General features: G+C 29.5%; 13 protein-coding genes. All 13 read left to right on the top strand.

What is annotated here, in order from left to right; all coding sequences use genetic code 11:
* The first annotated feature begins 466 nt into the window (after window positions 1-466).
* The 13 genes from ACEN4I_RS12865 (at window position 467) to ACEN4I_RS12805 (ending at window position 16,619) form a co-directional block, all read left to right on the top strand.
* Window positions 467-994, top strand: a complete 528-nt coding sequence (locus ACEN4I_RS12865) for a hypothetical protein (RefSeq protein ID WP_407103271.1) — start codon at window positions 467-469, stop codon at window positions 992-994.
* Window positions 995-1,022: 28 nt separating this feature from the next.
* Window positions 1,023-2,381, top strand: a complete 1,359-nt coding sequence (locus tag ACEN4I_RS12860) for an LTA synthase family protein (protein ID WP_407103270.1) — start codon at window positions 1,023-1,025, stop codon at window positions 2,379-2,381.
* Between the two features lie 376 nt (window positions 2,382-2,757).
* Window positions 2,758-3,957, top strand: a complete 1,200-nt coding sequence (locus ACEN4I_RS12855; RefSeq protein ID WP_407103269.1) for a hypothetical protein — start codon at window positions 2,758-2,760, stop codon at window positions 3,955-3,957.
* A 559-nt stretch (window positions 3,958-4,516) separates the two neighbouring features.
* Window positions 4,517-4,864, top strand: coding sequence for a transposase (locus ACEN4I_RS12850; protein WP_407127833.1), 348 nt, complete (start codon window positions 4,517-4,519; stop codon window positions 4,862-4,864).
* Complete coding sequence (locus ACEN4I_RS12845; RefSeq protein WP_407103267.1) at window positions 4,839-4,979, top strand: hypothetical protein; 141 nt, start codon at window positions 4,839-4,841, stop codon at window positions 4,977-4,979. The genes ACEN4I_RS12850 and ACEN4I_RS12845 overlap by 26 nt, the downstream gene beginning before the upstream one ends.
* A 379-nt stretch (window positions 4,980-5,358) precedes the next feature.
* Window positions 5,359-6,744, top strand: coding sequence for a sugar transferase (locus tag ACEN4I_RS12840; protein WP_407103266.1), 1,386 nt, complete (start codon window positions 5,359-5,361; stop codon window positions 6,742-6,744).
* Window positions 6,745-6,772: 28 nt separating this feature from the next.
* Complete coding sequence (locus tag ACEN4I_RS12835) at window positions 6,773-7,816, top strand: glycosyltransferase family 2 protein (protein WP_407103265.1); 1,044 nt, start codon at window positions 6,773-6,775, stop codon at window positions 7,814-7,816.
* 24 nt (window positions 7,817-7,840) lie between these two features.
* Window positions 7,841-8,953, top strand: coding sequence for a glycosyltransferase family 1 protein (locus ACEN4I_RS12830; protein ID WP_407127831.1), 1,113 nt, complete (start codon window positions 7,841-7,843; stop codon window positions 8,951-8,953).
* On the top strand, window positions 8,950-10,413 hold the full coding sequence (locus tag ACEN4I_RS12825) for an O-antigen ligase family protein (protein WP_407103263.1): 1,464 nt from the start codon (window positions 8,950-8,952) through the stop codon (window positions 10,411-10,413). The genes ACEN4I_RS12830 and ACEN4I_RS12825 overlap by 4 nt, the downstream gene beginning before the upstream one ends.
* Complete coding sequence (locus ACEN4I_RS12820; RefSeq protein ID WP_407103261.1) at window positions 10,414-11,496, top strand: hypothetical protein; 1,083 nt, start codon at window positions 10,414-10,416, stop codon at window positions 11,494-11,496.
* Between the two features lie 976 nt (window positions 11,497-12,472).
* Window positions 12,473-14,101 (top strand): cytidylyltransferase domain-containing protein, encoded by a 1,629-nt coding sequence (locus ACEN4I_RS12815; protein ID WP_407103260.1) that lies wholly within the window; start codon window positions 12,473-12,475, stop codon window positions 14,099-14,101.
* Window positions 14,102-14,132: 31 nt separating this feature from the next.
* Entirely contained in the window at window positions 14,133-15,209 is a 1,077-nt protein-coding gene (locus ACEN4I_RS12810; RefSeq protein WP_407103259.1) for an N-acetylneuraminate synthase family protein, read from the top strand.
* 3 nt (window positions 15,210-15,212) lie between these two features.
* Complete coding sequence (locus ACEN4I_RS12805) at window positions 15,213-16,619, top strand: lipopolysaccharide biosynthesis protein (protein ID WP_407103258.1); 1,407 nt, start codon at window positions 15,213-15,215, stop codon at window positions 16,617-16,619.
* Window positions 16,620-16,875 lie beyond the last annotated feature (256 nt).

Genomic DNA, 16,875 nt, shown 5'->3' with positions numbered 1-16,875 from the left:
TGGAATCAGCTAAATAAGCAAAATTTTCTGGAAATAGTCATCCTTTGCGTAAGCATTCGATTTTTTTTACTTTTTTCAAGAAAATAATAATTCAGAATATTCTGACTATATTTATGCAACACTAGTGGTATTGTCTCTTCTATATTTAATAATAACATTAAGTAGAGTTAAGGAAAATCTTTTTAGTTTGTCAATATACTATAGCTGTACCCTCTATAAAGGAAATCACTATTTTATAACTATAGGAAATAATATATGGGTTATTTATTGAATTTTTTTGGAATTAATAATGAGAATCATATAAGGGAAATAGGTTTTTATGTAAATTTAGTGTAAAATATTTTTAGTAGTAAGGGAGAATCAATAATTTTGTGTAAATAAATCGTCCTTCTGCAAAACAATTCGTTACTGGGGAAACATTGAAGCTAATGTATCGGTTGCTTGTTACTTAGAAAGGATCAGAATAGTGGAGAAAAATAATAATTTAAATAAAAGGTTTAAGAAAAAGAATGAGCAGGAAAAACAAAATGTAGATAATAAAGCGTTGCTAAAAGGAATTGCTTGGAGTGTGCTGGCAGCTGTTATTACTTCTGCTGTATGTGTTCTTTTACTGCAATATTTTCAAATGAATTTTGAATGGGAGCAAACAATTAATACGTTATTTCGAACAAGAACAAAGTTATTCGTTTTTCAAATTTTAATTATTTCATTGCTTTACTTTCTTCTTATATCAATAATAAGGAGCCATTTGGTTAGTTCATCTATATTTTTTTTAGGAGCTTTAATTATTAGTATTGTAAATCAACAAAAAATATTATACAGAGATGAACCTTTTTATCCTTCAGATTTTTTAATGATTAAAGAAGTGCCATTTCTTTTAAAGACAGTAGATAATAAAGTTGTCATAATTTCAAGTATCTTTGTTTTATTTTTTATCATTTTAATAATTTTATTAACCTATTACAAAAGTAAGAATAAGAAGGCCACTAAATAAGAATAAAAAAATCGTAAACATAATTAGAGTGATAACATTCATATTCTCTTGTGCAAGTCTCATATATGTTTATAACTTTAATCAGCCAACTAATTTAGTAAAAGGTATTTTTGATAAGAATGCGGTATGGACTTCTTTTAGTCAGCGTAAGAATTATGTTGAAAATGGATTTGTAGCTGGTTTTTTGTATAATTTAAATGCACCAGCTGTTGAGAAGCCAACTAATTATTCGAAAAAAACAATAGAAGGTATTGTAAAAAAATATGAAAAAATAGCTGATGAAATTAATCGGAATAGAGATGGCGAAATTGAAGAAGTAAATATTATTTATGTTATGAGTGAAAGCTTTTCCGATCCTAAAAAAATTGAAGGAGCAACAGTATCTCAAGACCCTATACCAAAGACCCGCAGCTTAATAGAAAAGAACTTAAGCGGACAAATGTATTCTCAAGGTTATGGTGGAGGAACGGCCAATATCGAATTTGAGGCTTTAACCAGTTTCTCAATGGAACCAATGGCTCCTAGCATCACTACTCCTTATATTCAGCTAACAGATAAGATTAGTAAAATGCCAACCATTGTTTCTTATTTAGCTGAAAGAGGATATACCACAACAGCAATGCATCCATATCAAGTATCTATGTATAAGAGAACAGATGTCTATAAAAAAATGGGCTTTGATTATTTTATACATGAAGATAATATGGAGAATAAGGAGAAGTTAGAACATAGTCCCTATATTTCAGATGAATCTGCTTATAAAGAAGTTCTTTCACATATAGCAGAGACACCCGAAAAAGATTTCTTACATTTAGTGACAATGCAAAATCATGGAGGTTATACAGGGAAGTATGATCAACTAGATTATAAATCTGAAGGGTTGCCTAATAATGAAGAGGCAGAAAATTATTATAAAGGACTTGCATATAGTGATGACTTTTTAGCAGATTTTATTGAGCAAGTAAGCCAACTCCCTGAAAAAACAATAGTTGTATTTTGGGGTGATCACTTACCAGGCTTTTATGGAGATGATATCTCAGTTAAAAATGGGAGATTGAAGATGCATTCGACTCCTTTGATTATCTATTCAAATTTCAAAGAAAATTCAAGCGATTTGAAGACTATAAGTCCTATGTATTTTATGAACCATATTCTTGAAGAATCAAATTCAAGTATTACACCATTTTATGCTTTAACTTATAAATTAGAAAGTCTTTTACCAGCATTTGAAAAAGAATTATATCTAGAAGAAGGTGCGAGCGAACCTAAGTCAACTAGAAATATGCTTTCTAATGAAACTTTGGAGATTTTAGAAGAGTATGATGCTATTGAATATGATGTTACTACTGGGAATAATTATTTGAAAAACTATGATTTTTTTAAATAAATATGTAGATGTTTTAATTGAAAAAAATAAGAGAAAGGATCGTTAAAGTGATTTTTACTTTGCGATCCTTATTTTATAAAAAACTTTAGCAAAATATAACCCTATTCTTGTGTATATTTGATATGATACCTATAATATGGTTTTTTAAATGTTTATAAAAGAAAGTTAAACGTTAAGTGCGATATTTTATTACTAAATTAAATCAGTTTTATTAGTGATAGTGAATACAATTATCTATGATTAATAGCTACAATTGCAAGTAATTCTAATAATAAACATTCAAAGAATTGTATATTAGTTTTGTAATTCTTTTATGGATGAATAATAAAATAGAATGAAATTTGCAGTTAAAAATAAATGAAAGAAGGGTAATTACGTGAGACTTACAAGTTTAATGGGGAAATATATACAGTATAATAAAAAACATCTTCAATTTTGGAATAGTATTTTTATTGTGCTGTTAAGTACTTCTTTCGTATTAACAGATTGGATGTTTGATATCTTTACATTCAGTGAGTGCATATTAAGTATTGCATTATTTTTTCTGTTTATTAGTGGGAATTTTAAAATAACCAAGAAACAGATTGGATGGATTGCATCAATATTAATTATTGTTTCTCTAAACATTTTAGCGAATTACTATAGCAATAATGAATTTGTTTTAAAAGTTGGAATTGCCGCGTTAATAAAGATATCTTTTTATTCTATTATACTCGTTAGTTTTTATAACTATTTTAAAGACAATAATTTATTTAACCGATTTTTAAAAATGAATAATATTATTGCTATTATTATTTGTATAATTGGAATATATATTACAATAGCAATATATTCTAACGGATCATTACCTTATGAGTTTTTTTGGAAGTTTACAAGAACAGATCGAATGAGTTATGCGTTTAATCAAAACCTTGATTTTATTCGAACAAGGAGCATTTTTTCAGAACCTTCATATTTAGGTTATTATTTAAACATTATTCTTGGAATGAACTACTTTAATAAACAAGATATAAAGATAAAGCTAAGCTACAATTTGGTTCTTACTTTAACAATCGTTTTAACATTTTCCTATAGTGCAATTGGAGTTATGTTGCTTACTCAATTAATGTATTTATTAGACGAAGGAAAAATAAAGCAATTTAAATGGAATAACTTTATGTACCTATATATAGGAATAATCGGATTGCTTATGTTTTTATCATGGGATTTAATAAATGAGACAATCATCGAAAGGACCATTGCTATTTTAAATGGTGAAGATTTGTCTGCAACTGGTAGGTTACTGGATAGCTGGAAATACGTGAATATAGATCATTTATTTAGAGGAAATGGCATAGGGCATACAGCTGACATTTGGAATATCTATGCATATATTTTATCGGATTTAGGGATTGTTGCGTTTGTTCTTTTCTGCCTGTTTAGCCTATATACGGCTAAAGTTAACTTTAAGATGGGGTTATTATTTGTAGCGTTAAACTTTCAAAAAGGGGGATATCTATCTTCTGGATTTTGGATTTACTTATTGCTTTTATTTATTTATATGAAGCAAAGCAGCAAAATAAATAGTAAATGGTAGATCTTAAAGTAGGAACTATATCCTGAATATTTCATAGTTTTTCAAACACACTTCAAAAACCTTGTTATACCCATCTATTTTGTTTCCTTCATTCGCACCCTTTGAATGTACAAAAAAAACCCAGTCTGCTATGGTTAAAGCGACTAAACCTAACCAAAGAAAAGGGTTCTCTCAATGGCAAATTTACACGGAAATCGTCTGCTTTTCAATTCAAACGTTATAGTATCTCACTCTGGAGGAAATTTAACTTCATATTCTGGCTTAATAGCGGTAAAAGAATTCGTGGGTAAATTTAAGTGTAACCGAATGCTACGTAAAAATATCCAGATTCAAGACGAACGACTGTATCATATTCATGAAAATGAATATATTCGGGAACAAATCATCTTACAGTTAATTGGGCTATCCTACAGATTTTTCTGCTAATATATTAGCAACTGATCCTATCTTTCAAGCTGTTTTAAACAAAACACGGCTGGCTTCGCAGCTATCAATTTCACACTTCTAAAATCGGATGACAACAGAAATTATCGTTCAGCTTCAAAAGGTTAATCAAATCTTGATTGATAAAGCACGTACGATCCGAAATACGAATGAAATGATTTTTTATTTAGATTCTACCCACAGTGATACCTTTGGAAATCAAGAAATAACCGATTGTGATGCGCGTTACCAGACAACCGATTATCATTCACTCGTTGCCTTGGATGTTCTTACTGTAGACTTTCTCGAAGCAGAACTTCGTCCTGAAAAAGTCTACACCTCGAAAGTTGTCGCAGCATTTACTCGTCAACTATTTGATCATTATCAATCTGTAACAACAGTAAGAACTATTGTGGTACGTGCAGATAGTGGATTGCAACGCCAAATTTGTATGAACTTTGCAGACACTCTGTTTTATCAATGAAACGAAAGGGTATCAGGTTTCTACTATTCGCTTATTTCTCTTTAAAGTAGCTGGAAAGATTGTTCATTCTGGAAGAAGAAACTACTTGAAATTAAGTAGTTACCACGTTTACTAGAAACTATTTTATTGGATTCTACAAAACATTCACGTACCTCAGTGTTAATTGCGTTCATTGGGCAATTAAAAAAGTTCGTTACCTAATCCGCTAGGATAAGTGCGCCTAAAATGAGGCCTTACTTGAATTTAATCTGTTAGCAAAAGGAAATTAAACCATTTAGAAGAATATTTTTGAGAAAAAGAACCAATGACCATAAAACTAAACAGATGATTGATAAAATTTAGCCCTTTATAAAAGATATGAATTGTTCAGGTATATAAAGAATCTAATGAATTTTTCTTTAAAAATACTCTTAATCTAAAAGTGTTAATTCTCTAATTTGTATGGTATTATAATATCGTCCTATTTTAAAAGATTGATCGGAGGAAATATATTCATGGCACAAAGAGAAAGATTTAGTAAAACAAAAAAAATGGTGATGGGTGTGATGGATTTACTGATCTTCCATTTATCAATTCTTCTCTCTTTTTTTATACAATTTGGAAAAAACGTATCTCATCGTAATTTTGAAGCTTATACAAACTCTTTTATTTATATGACGATTGCTTTTGTTATTTTAAATATTCTTTTTGGAGTTTATATTCTTTACAATAAATCTTTCATAGATTTTCTTTACATTACAGTTATTGTGCAATTTATGATGACATTTGCAATTATGGCAGTTACTTTTGCAGGAAGATGGTTTGCATTTCCAAGGTCGGTATTGTTAATAAATTTAGTCGTAGGAACTGTTATGTTATTTCTATGGAGAATAATAGTATATAATTTTTACCTGAATTTTAATGGAACAATGAAAGTAATGGTTGTAGGAACAAAAAAAGATATTCTTGCAGCTGTTCAAAATTTTGGAGAAGCAAAAAATGAACGTCATAAGATCACAATGGCGGTAGTAGACAATTTTTATCAGAATATCGAAAAAAAATTAGATGAAATTGATATAGTTTATATTGCAAGTCAGCTGAATGAAAAAGAAAAAAGAAGAATATATGACTTATTAATAAAGAAAGAAAAAAAAATCTTTTTAACAACAAGTTTTGAAAACCTGATTTTGGTAAATCCTAACATTATGAATATTGAGGATGAAAGTATCATTGAAGTCTCAGATTTCAGGATTCCTGCAGAGGATGGGGCAATCAAACGGTTGGTTGATATCGTGTTTTCTTTGTTTCTAATTATATTGACATCCCCTATATTGCTAATAACAGCAATATTAGTGAAAGCAACCTCTGAAGGTCCAATTTTTTATAAACAAGTTCGAATTACTCAGAATGGTGAAGAATTTAACATTCTAAAGTTTAGAACGATGAGTGCAACTGCTGAAAAGGAAACGGGGCCTATTTTAGCGACATCTAATGACAATAGGGTGACAACCGTTGGTAAATATTTAAGATCTTTAAGAATTGATGAATTACCTCAATTATTTAATGTGTTAAAAGGCGAAATGTCAGTAGTTGGCCCACGTCCGGAACGTCCTTTTTTTGTAGAACAATTCAAAGAAGAAAACCCTTATTATTATTTAAGACACAATGTGAGGGCTGGAATAACGGGTTATGCACAAGTATACGGAAAATATGCATCAGATTTTAACAGCAAGTTAAATTTTGATTTATTGTATATTAAGAAGTATTCTATTTTACTAGACATTAAAATTATGCTGCAGACAATTAAGATATTATTTGATAAAGTTTCATCTAAAGGGTTAGATGAAGACGAAATGTTAGTTAGAAAAGAATTTCCAGAAAATATAAAAATTTTAGATTAACCTTTATAGGTGAAAGGAAAAGAGTGTAATGAATAAAATTCCTTTCTTTAGTGTTGTCGTACCAGTTTATAATTCCGAAAGAACTGTCGGCAAAATGATAGAAAGTATGCAGAAACAAACGTTCAGTAATTTTGAATTAATATTGGTAAATGATGGTTCTACTGATAATACTGAACAGATACTTGAAAATTACTCAGTAAAAGATAACCACATTATTTACTTTACTATACCGAATGGCGGACCAGGGAATGCTCGTAATAAAGGGATTGAACGTACTAAAGGTAAATACTTACTTTTGTTTGATGCTGATGATGAAATCAATTCAGATACACTGGGAACTTATGCTGCATTATTGGCTGATGATTCTGTAGACTTAATTGTATCTTCTTATGAAATGAAAATTATTGATGATAATGAAGTTGTAAGTTCTCGTACTATTTCAGCACCAAGTGAAACTTATGAGAATCATGGAGAATTTTTGAAGGCTGTCTATCCATTAATGAATCAGCAATTACTGTATGTAGTTTGGAATAAAGTATTTAGATTAGATATTATTAAAAAACAGGCTATTTCTTTTCCACCGTATAAAAGTTGTGAGGATCGTTTATTTAATTTAAGATATTATAAACATGTTGAAAAGTGTATCGCCATGGATAAAGTTTTATACCAATATTCATTTGATGGGAAAAATAGCTTAACAAATAAATTTTTATTCAATAAGTATGATACTTTTGTTGAATTTTATCAGGAATTATTATCATTAACAGATAAAAATCAAGAAGGTTCCAGTGCATTATTTTTAAAGGGTGTTATGTCTTGTATTATGCCTATTCATAGTAAAGAGTGTCCACTTGATTTCAAGGAAAAGACAAGTTATATAAAAAATATCGTTCAAAGTTCAGTTGTTCAATCTGCTGCGTCTATCAGTCTAACGGATACCAAAATCAGATGGATAATGAAGTGGTTATTTAAATCAAAATCAGTTACTATTAATTATTTTGCATCAATGATGATTTACTTGATAAGCACAACTTCGCCTAAAGTTATTGAGAAACTAAAAAGTAATTTTTAAAGTGAGATAATGGAGTGATAATAAGTGTCAAAACAGATAAGAGTTCTTCACTTTCAAGGCAGAATGGGAAAAGGTGGAGCAGAAACATTTATGATGAATGCTTTTCGCAATATAGATCGAGATAAAATCGTATTTGATTTTTTAATTTATCATGATTTTGAAGATGTTCGTCCATATAATGATGAAATTCACTCTTTGGGGGGACATATCTATAGTGTACCTAATCCTAAAAAAAATATTATAGCTTATATTAAAGCTGTAAAAAAATTATTGAAGGATAAAGATTTTGATGTTGTTCATAGCGAAGTTTTTTTTGGCGGCGGCCTAAATTTACTTTTGGCTAAAAAAGCAGGTATCAAAAAAAGAGTTGTTCATAGCCATGCAACATCAGATGGAAAAGGAAAGAATGTAATATTGAAAATGCTAAGAAAAGTTTTTGATAAACTTATGCGAGAAAATGCTACTGATTTTTTGGCATGCTCGCATGAAGCGGGAATAGCTTTGTACGGAAAAGAGCAACCTTTTATCTTTGTACCAAATGGTATTGATTTAGAATTATATCGTAACGTCTCTGAGACAAAAGCGGCTATTCGAGAATCTTTAAATATATCAGAAGATGCCTTTGTGGTGGGAAATATCGGCCGATTTGAGGAACAAAAGAATCATTCGTTTTTAATTGATATATTTGAACAAACTATTAAACTTCACGAAAACAGCCATTTAATTTTAATCGGAGAAGGTAGTTTACTTCCTGTAATAACGGAAAAAGTAAGAAGCAAAGGCTTAGAAGCAAAGGTTTCATTTTTGGGAGTGAGAGACGATATTCCTCAATTATTAAAATCAATGGACGTTTTTTTAATGCCATCGCTATATGAAGGATTACCTATTTCAGCTGTTGAGGCACAAGCGGCTAATCTTAAATTAGTTCTTTCTAGTGAAGTATCAAAAGAAACAAAGCTATCTGAAAATGTTCATTTTGTTTCCTTAGATGAAGAGGTCGGACAGTGGGCTCATATTATTTTACAAGAACCGTTACAAAATTCTCCATATAAAGAAATGGAAGTATATGATATGAAAAAAACAGCTAAGCAATTAGAAACGATATATTTGAGTAAGTTGGGAGAGATAAACGGATGAGTTTAGTTGCAACAAGTAAACGCTATTTTTTTGATAAAGATTTATTTCGCAAGATTTATTTAGCACTTTGTATTTTATTTTTTATGCCGGCAACATTAGATATTGAACGCTACCCATTATTCGTGTGTATGGTATGGGGAGGTATTATTATAGCAAAAGATTTTTTCACAGACCGTGAGATGTTTAAAAGCAGTTATTGGTATTTGTTACTAATGGCGATCGTAGCATACTTACTTTCAACAATAATAAATTATGATCATGCTTTAATAAGAGGGATTTACAATTTGATTTTTATGATGATTAATTTTTTTATTGTTTATCCGATAAGTCAAAAACAAGATCGTTTAACAGTTAAAAAAAACCTTACAACTTTTAATGATATATTGATTATTATGGTATTTATAGCGGGAGTTATTTCCTTAGTGATGTTTATTTTTCATGTTTCTTACATACAGACAATAGGTGCAAACGATGCGAGACAAGGTTTTATTGAATCGCGTTTATTTGGTGTGTATTCTAGTCCAAATGTAGGTTCTATTTTTGGAATGTTATCTGTTATGGCTTCGCTTTTAAACAATAGTATAAAAAGAACAAGGTGGCATAATTTTTCTAAATTTTATATTATAAATTTAATTGTGCAATATCTTTATTTTACACTATCTTCTTCAAGAGGAACGATGCTGTCTCTTTTTGTTATTTCATTTTTTATAGCAACTTTGATTGTAGTTCCAGTATTAAGTGAAAAGTTAAAAAGTATATGGAAAGCGACTATGTTGACTTTATTAATGTACGGAGTCGTTATGGTAATAGCTACGTTTAGTACAACTCTATTGAGAGAAAATTTAGGGTATGTTCCAAGTTTTGTGCAAAATATAGAGAGTCAATTTTCTAAGGAAGATACTATATCTGGTAAAGAAGACAAAGAGGTTACCCCTGTTCATAAGATAGCTATTAAGCATTCGTCAGAAGGTGCTGAAGCTTCTTCTGGAAGATTCACCATTTGGACTGCAGGTATAAATGTATTTAAACAAAATCCTTTATTAGGCATTACAGACCCTGAAGTATATCGAGAAGGCAGAGATGTTTCTGCCTTTTTGGATGAGTCAAAATTATCAGAAATGGATATAAAAGAGCTTAAAAGATCAGGTGGAAATATGCATAATGTTTATGTACAAACAATCGTGAATTCAGGAATTATTGGATTTGCAATTATTGCAGTTTTTGTATTACTAACATTAAAGGATAATACTCAATATTTATTGAGTTTTAAAAAACCAACGATTGACTACCAGTTTTTTGCTTTAATATTTTGTTTACTTTTAGGGTTGTTCGCAGAAGATTTTGTGGAATCTCATATTTTATATAATAATCGAGATGTTGTAGGTATAGTTTTTTGGTACTATATTGGTGTTTTCCAATATGTTAAAAAAGATAAGTTTCAGAGTCAGGAGATCAGTTAAATGTTAGCTTTTGTTGCGTGGACTCCGCTTCATATTATTAATATTTTAAACACTAAGTTTGCTTTTTACTATGAAAAAGAAGCAGATTTATATATTTATGGAGAATTTAATGGAGCGGAACAAATTTTCAAAAAAATTCAAGAAGAAACAATCTTTAGAAATGTCTATATTGTTTATCCTGAGGATATGGGGGGGGGGTTTGTAAGTAAATTTAATGTGTTGATTAATCATAATAGAATGTTGAAAATAAATGATCCTTTCGAATATGATATTATCTTTACCCAAGGCGGTAACTATTTTCTGAAAATCTTATTTGGAAAATCTAAAAAGTTGAATTCAAAACTGCAATTGAAATACATTGAAGATGGTCTTGTAACGTATTCTGACAATGATTTGTTAAATACATCGGTAAAGAGACAAAAATTTTTAAATATGATTAATCCATATAGTATGTTTTCTTCTCCAATACAAGACTACTATGTTTATGATCCTGAATCGACCAAAATGTATACGGATAAAGATAAAATGGTTTACCGTTTACCATTGATTGATGAAAGTAATATTATATATAGTGTTCTAAAAAGAATATTTGAATTAGAAAATAAAAAAATCGTGTTATCAGATAAAGTAATTTTTCTTGACCAGCCATTACATCAAGATGGCTATATTATTAATGAAGAGGGTATTATTGAAATATTAATGAACAACACGACAAACAAGGAACTGATGGTTAAATTACATCCAAGAACAGAAATGAAAAAGTATAATGGGAAAATGACGGCTTTGAATACTACACTTCCATGGGAATTGTGTTTTATGAAATATGATTTTTCGAACTCTATAATTGTAAGTACGGTGTCAACCGCTTCTTTCACGCCAAATATGATGTTTGGTATAGACAATGAAATAGTTTTACTAGCCGATTTATTGATTAATAACGAAAAAATTACAAACGGAAATTTAAAGGTGATTAATAAATTAAAAGAAGTTCGTAGTTTTGTAAAGAAATACCGAAAAATGGGATACACAAATATAGTTTCACCAAAGTCTGAACAAGAATTACATGATCTACTGAAACATTAAATTTTTAGTAAAAATACTCTTTTTATAAGCCCGGTATAGCTTAAAAATCCGATTTTTGTAGCGATTAGAGTTGAACTTTAGATTGAAAAATAGCGGATTATTATCATTTTTAAAGAGATAACGACGAAAAAATATACGGAAGCTGAAACACAATGAGACATTAGTGTTTGTTGCGGAATGAAACTATTGCAAAATATAATTAGATATTAAGTTGGAAATTAGCTAATCAAATAATGTATGTATAGATTTTTCTGCATCTATTTAATGATTAATAATTAATTAAGATTTTAAGAAGTTCTTTACAATTTTTCTAATTCCTTTAGTATTAATTGTAAGGGTACTTTTTTATAGATAGTAATGAAAAATTCAAGTACCACAAGTACTATATGAATTGATTCCAGTTAAAGAAGAAAAGAAAGGTTATAGAAAAGTGTTGAAATACTGTATTGTGTTAACTAGTGCTATAAAAAATGCTAGCGATGTTTTGATTATAGAAATGTGTAAATAATCACTGTTTTATTTGCGGTTTGCTTATTATCTAGAATATAAAATAATAAGCAATTCCTTATAAGTATTGATACATCTAAAGCAAATTAATTTTTAAGAAAGTACCTGAATAATTCATGCTTTTGAAATGATTCATTAGAATTAACTCTATACCAGTGTTAAGTAATGTTTTGTTTTTTTCTAAAAGGTAAAAACAAAATGTCTGTATATCCTGTGACTGCAATATTTTAAAGTGAAAAAGATAAATTCTATGAATACTTCAAGAAATATTTTAAAAATTAAATTGCCTATCAATTTACCTAAGATGCTAATAATGAAGTGTTAGATAAGTTGGAATAAATGATGAAAAAATATGAAGACAATCCTATACATTGTATAATAGGTGTTTTAAAATATTTTATTCAAACTTTAAAGTTATGGGTAAATCTATATGGATTTACCATAAGATAGTAATTTGGGAGATGAATGCATGAAAATATTAGCCATTATACCGGCACGTGGCGGTTCAAAAGGCATACCAAGAAAAAATGTGCGTATTATGTCAGGAAAACCATTGATTAGTTATGCTATTGAAAATGCATTAGCTAGTAGATATGATTTGAATGTTTGTGTGAGTACGGACGATGAAGAAATAGGACGCGTATCAAAACAATATGGTGCTGAAGTTATAGAAAGAAGTGCTTTACTGGCATCTGATAGTATTACACTTGATCCCGTTATTTATGACGCTGTTCAAAAAATGAGTAAGAAGAACGAAAAAGAATACGATATCGTGATTACTTTACAACCTACGTCTCCTTTGCTTACTAGTAAGACACTAGATGCTGCAATTGAGGACTTGATAACATATGGTTTTGATACGTTGATAAGTGGTGTAAATAGCCCGCATTTAGCTTGGAAAATTGAAAACAAAAAAGCTGTTCCAGCTTATAAAGAAAGATTGAATCGTCAATACCTGCCTAAAAATCTCATTGAAACAGGGGCATTCGTTATTACAAAAAGTAACTTTGTAACTGAAAACAGCAGATTTGGAAAAAACATTTCAATTTATGAGATGCCAGAGAATGAAGCAATTGATATTGATACACCTCATGATTGGTGGATTGCAGAAAAAGAACTTAGTAAAAAAAATATTTTAATAAGAGTAGACGGTTATTCTAAAATAGGTTTAGGACATGTTTATCGCTCTCTTGTTTTGGCCAATAATTTCATTGATCACAATGTTTGTTTTGTTTTAAGCGAACAATCAGATATTGGAATTCAAAAAATCAAAGCAAGTCATTATAAATATGAAGTTATTTCAGGTAATCATGAGATGGGGGAATTAATTCAACGTTATAATTGCGATATCGTCATCAACGATATTTTAAATACTGATGAAGATTATATTCACTACTTAAAATCTACTGATGTAAAAGTAGTGAATTTTGAGGATTTAGGCAAAGGATCAAAATATGCTGATATTGTTATTAATGATTTATATAGTAAACAATTTGAAGATACACATTATTATTGGGGCAGTGAGTATTATTTGATTCGTGATGAGTTTCTTATTTCTAAACCTTCACCATATAATGAGGTGGTAAAAGAAGTTTTAGTTATTTTTGGCGGATCTGATCCAAGCAATTTAACAGAAAAATTATTCCAGTCTATTCAAAAACTAGATCAGAAAGACAACATTCACTTTACATTTATTATTGGATTAGGTTATAAAGGTTATGAAGAACTAGCTCAAAAAGTTAAATCATTAACTTTAAATATCGATGTTATTCAAAATGTTAAGATGATGACAGAGTATATGAAAAAAGCAGACCTTGCGATTTCATCTCAAGGTAGAACAATGCTAGAATTAGCTGCTATGGCTGTACCGACTATTTTAATGGCTCAGAACAAACGAGAACTAGAACATGAATTTGGTTATTTACAAAACGGATTTATTAATCTTGGTTACGGGAAAGACATTGAAGCAGAAACGGTAGCTGAAACTATTTCTTGGTTAATTAAGAGCCCGCAAATAAGAGAACAAATGAGAAGTCGTATGTTGCAAACCGATTTAAAAAATGGTTTAAAAAAGGTTTTGAGCTTAATTTTAGATTGAAAATAAATTGATAGAGGAGAGTATGATTATTATGAATTTTTTTGAAAAAGTAGAAGAACAAGGCTATTATGTCATTGGAGAAATTGGTGTGAATTACTATGACATTGCTAAGGAAAATGGAACGACACCTATGGAGGCAGCTAAATTAATGATTGATGAAGCCAAAGCTTCTGGAATGGATGCTGTTAAATTTCAAACTTATAAAGCAGGGACAATTGCTACAAAAAATTCTCCATCATACTGGGATACAACTGAAGAAGCTACAACTTCTCAATATGAATTATTTAAAAAGTTTGATTTATTTGGCTATGAAGAATACAAAGAAATTTCTGAATACTGTAAAAAACAAGGTATTGTTTTCTTAAGTACTCCATTTGATATAGAATCTTCAGATTATTTAGAAGAACTTATGGATGTATATAAAATTTCTTCTTCTGATTTAACAAATACTCCTTTCATTAAGCATATGGCAAAGAAACAAAAACCAATTTTGATTTCAACTGGTGCTTCTAATATGGAAGAAATTGAAACAGCTATTCGTACTATTGAAAATGAAGGAAATAAAGATATCGTAATTTTACATTGTGTATTGGAATACCCTACGCCTTATGAGCATGCAAATTTAGATATGATCAAGTCTTTAAAAGAAGCTTTTCCAGACTATGTAATCGGATATTCTGATCATACAAAACCTGATCCAAATATGGATGTTATAAAAGCTGCAGTTGCATTAGGCGCTCCAGTAATTGAAAAACATTTTACGTTAGATAAAACATTACCAGGAAACGATCACTATCATGCAATGGATCCTGATGATATGCGTAAATTAAAAGAAGGTTTATCTTTCTTAATGGAAATTCGTGGAAGCAAAGATAAAATAAGTTTAGAATCTGAAGCAGCAGCCCGCATGAATGCAAGACGTTCTCTTGTTTCAGACCAACTTATATCTAAGGGAACAGTTATTACTGAAGACATGTTGACATTCAAGAGACCGGGAACAGGAATCTCTCCCTCTGAAATAGAAAAAGTTATCGGCAAAGTAGCAAAAGAAGACATAGCTGAAGATACTACATTAACTTATGACCATATAGAAGAGGATGCAAGATAACTAATGTTTAATGGTGTAAAAAAGCTATTCGATAACAGAATTATTAAAGCTGGAAGTTGGTATACAATTACCAACTTCTTTATTAAAGGAATAACATTTATAACAATTCCAATTTTTACCAGATTATTAACAACTTCAGAATATGGCGTTACTTCTATTTATACAAGTTGGGTAGGTATTTTCTCGATTTTTATTGGATTTAATCTCCATTCAACTATTGGTCGCGCTAAAATTGATTTTAAAGATGAGTATGATGAATTTAACTCTAGCGTAATGTTCTTTTCATTGATTTCTTTTTTAGTTTATCTCATTATTTTTATTACCTTTGAATCTTTCTTCTTGAGTATAACTGGATTATCGAGAGTTCTATTTTATTTGATGGTTTTACAATCTTATTTGTTTTTTTTACAAGAATATATTATTAATAAATTTCAATTCGATTATAACTATAAAGCTGTATCAATAGTAAATATTATTCTAACAGGATTAGGAGTTCTATTTTCGATTTTTTTAATTCTGATGGTTTTTCAAAATAATCGAGTCTTTGGAAAAGTAACTGGACAGATACTACCTTTGATTGCTATGGGATTATTTACATTAATTTACTTTATGACAAAAGGGAAAACTTTTATTGATATTAAATATTGGAAATACGCTTTGTTACTTGGTGCGCCTCTCGTTTTCCATGCTTTAGCAAATTCGATAAACAGTCAGTTCGACCGCATTTTAATTAATCGTTATCTAGGAGCTTCTGAGGCAGGAATTTATAGTTTTTCATATAATATTGGTGTAGTTATCCAAGTTCTATCAACTTCGTTTAACCAAGCATGGGTACCTTGGTTCTATGAAAAAATGGATACACGTAATTTAAAAGCTATTCAAAATTATGCGAGTACGTATAGAGACACCTTTACGATTGTATATGCTGGAATACTTCTAATCAGTCCTGAATTAGTTAAATTGATGGGAGATGAAAGTTATTGGGTCGGTATTTCTATTATGCCTTGGATTTTAATGGCATATTATTTCCAATTTATGTATTCATTTGAATTTCAAATAGAAATTGTACACAAGAAAACTTATCTAATCAGTTTAGCATCCATTATGTCTGCGGTAATTAATATTGTATTAAATATTATTTTTATTCCAAAATTTGGATATACAGCCGCTGCAGTAGCAACTGTAATTTCTTATTTCTTCCTATTCTTATTTCATTACTTTATGGCTTCAAAAGTAATTAAAGATAATGTATTTGGCTTGAAATTCCATTTAATTTCACTTTCTTATGTATTTGGTTTAACCGCTTTTTTCTTTATTTTTGAAGAGAATATAATCATTCGCTTTATAGGTATATTATTTATAGTTGTGTTATTTGTATATCGTTTTATTAAAAATAAAAAATCAAATTAAAAAGATCTTTTTTATGTGCTATGTACCTATAAAGTAAGCCCGTTATAATGGACGCTGCAGAAAAAAAGGAAGACACGACAAAGAGCCTGATTTACTTTCAATTTTGAAATCAGGCTTTTTGGTCTATACTTTTAAAGGTTGGCAGGATTGAACGATTTTCTCAGACCATGGGAGATAGTCTCTGATAAGATTTGGATTTTGGATCAAATCCAAACCAGGAAGTTCCGTAATCAGCTTTTCTAGATATTGCCTAAAA

The organism is Desemzia sp. FAM 23990, from assembly GCF_045528485.1.
Lineage (GTDB): Bacteria > Bacillota > Bacilli > Lactobacillales > Carnobacteriaceae > Desemzia.
The sequence above is the reverse complement of the archived record's forward strand: the minus strand, read 5'-3'. Positions and strand labels throughout refer to the sequence as shown.

What these genes read in the sequence shown, in the direction of transcription:
- ACEN4I_RS12840 (WP_407103266.1), top strand. Translation starts at nt 5,359, where the DNA reads ATGGCACAAAGAGAAAGATTTAGTAAAACAAAAAAAATGGTGATGGGT.
- ACEN4I_RS12835 (WP_407103265.1), top strand. Translation starts at nt 6,773, where the DNA reads ATGAATAAAATTCCTTTCTTTAGTGTTGTCGTACCAGTTTATAATTCC.
- ACEN4I_RS12825 (WP_407103263.1), top strand. Translation starts at nt 8,950, where the DNA reads ATGAGTTTAGTTGCAACAAGTAAACGCTATTTTTTTGATAAAGATTTA.
- ACEN4I_RS12820 (WP_407103261.1), top strand. Translation starts at nt 10,414, where the DNA reads ATGTTAGCTTTTGTTGCGTGGACTCCGCTTCATATTATTAATATTTTA.
- ACEN4I_RS12815 (WP_407103260.1), top strand. Translation starts at nt 12,473, where the DNA reads ATGAAAATATTAGCCATTATACCGGCACGTGGCGGTTCAAAAGGCATA.
- ACEN4I_RS12810 (WP_407103259.1), top strand. Translation starts at nt 14,133, where the DNA reads ATGAATTTTTTTGAAAAAGTAGAAGAACAAGGCTATTATGTCATTGGA.
- ACEN4I_RS12805 (WP_407103258.1), top strand. Translation starts at nt 15,213, where the DNA reads ATGTTTAATGGTGTAAAAAAGCTATTCGATAACAGAATTATTAAAGCT.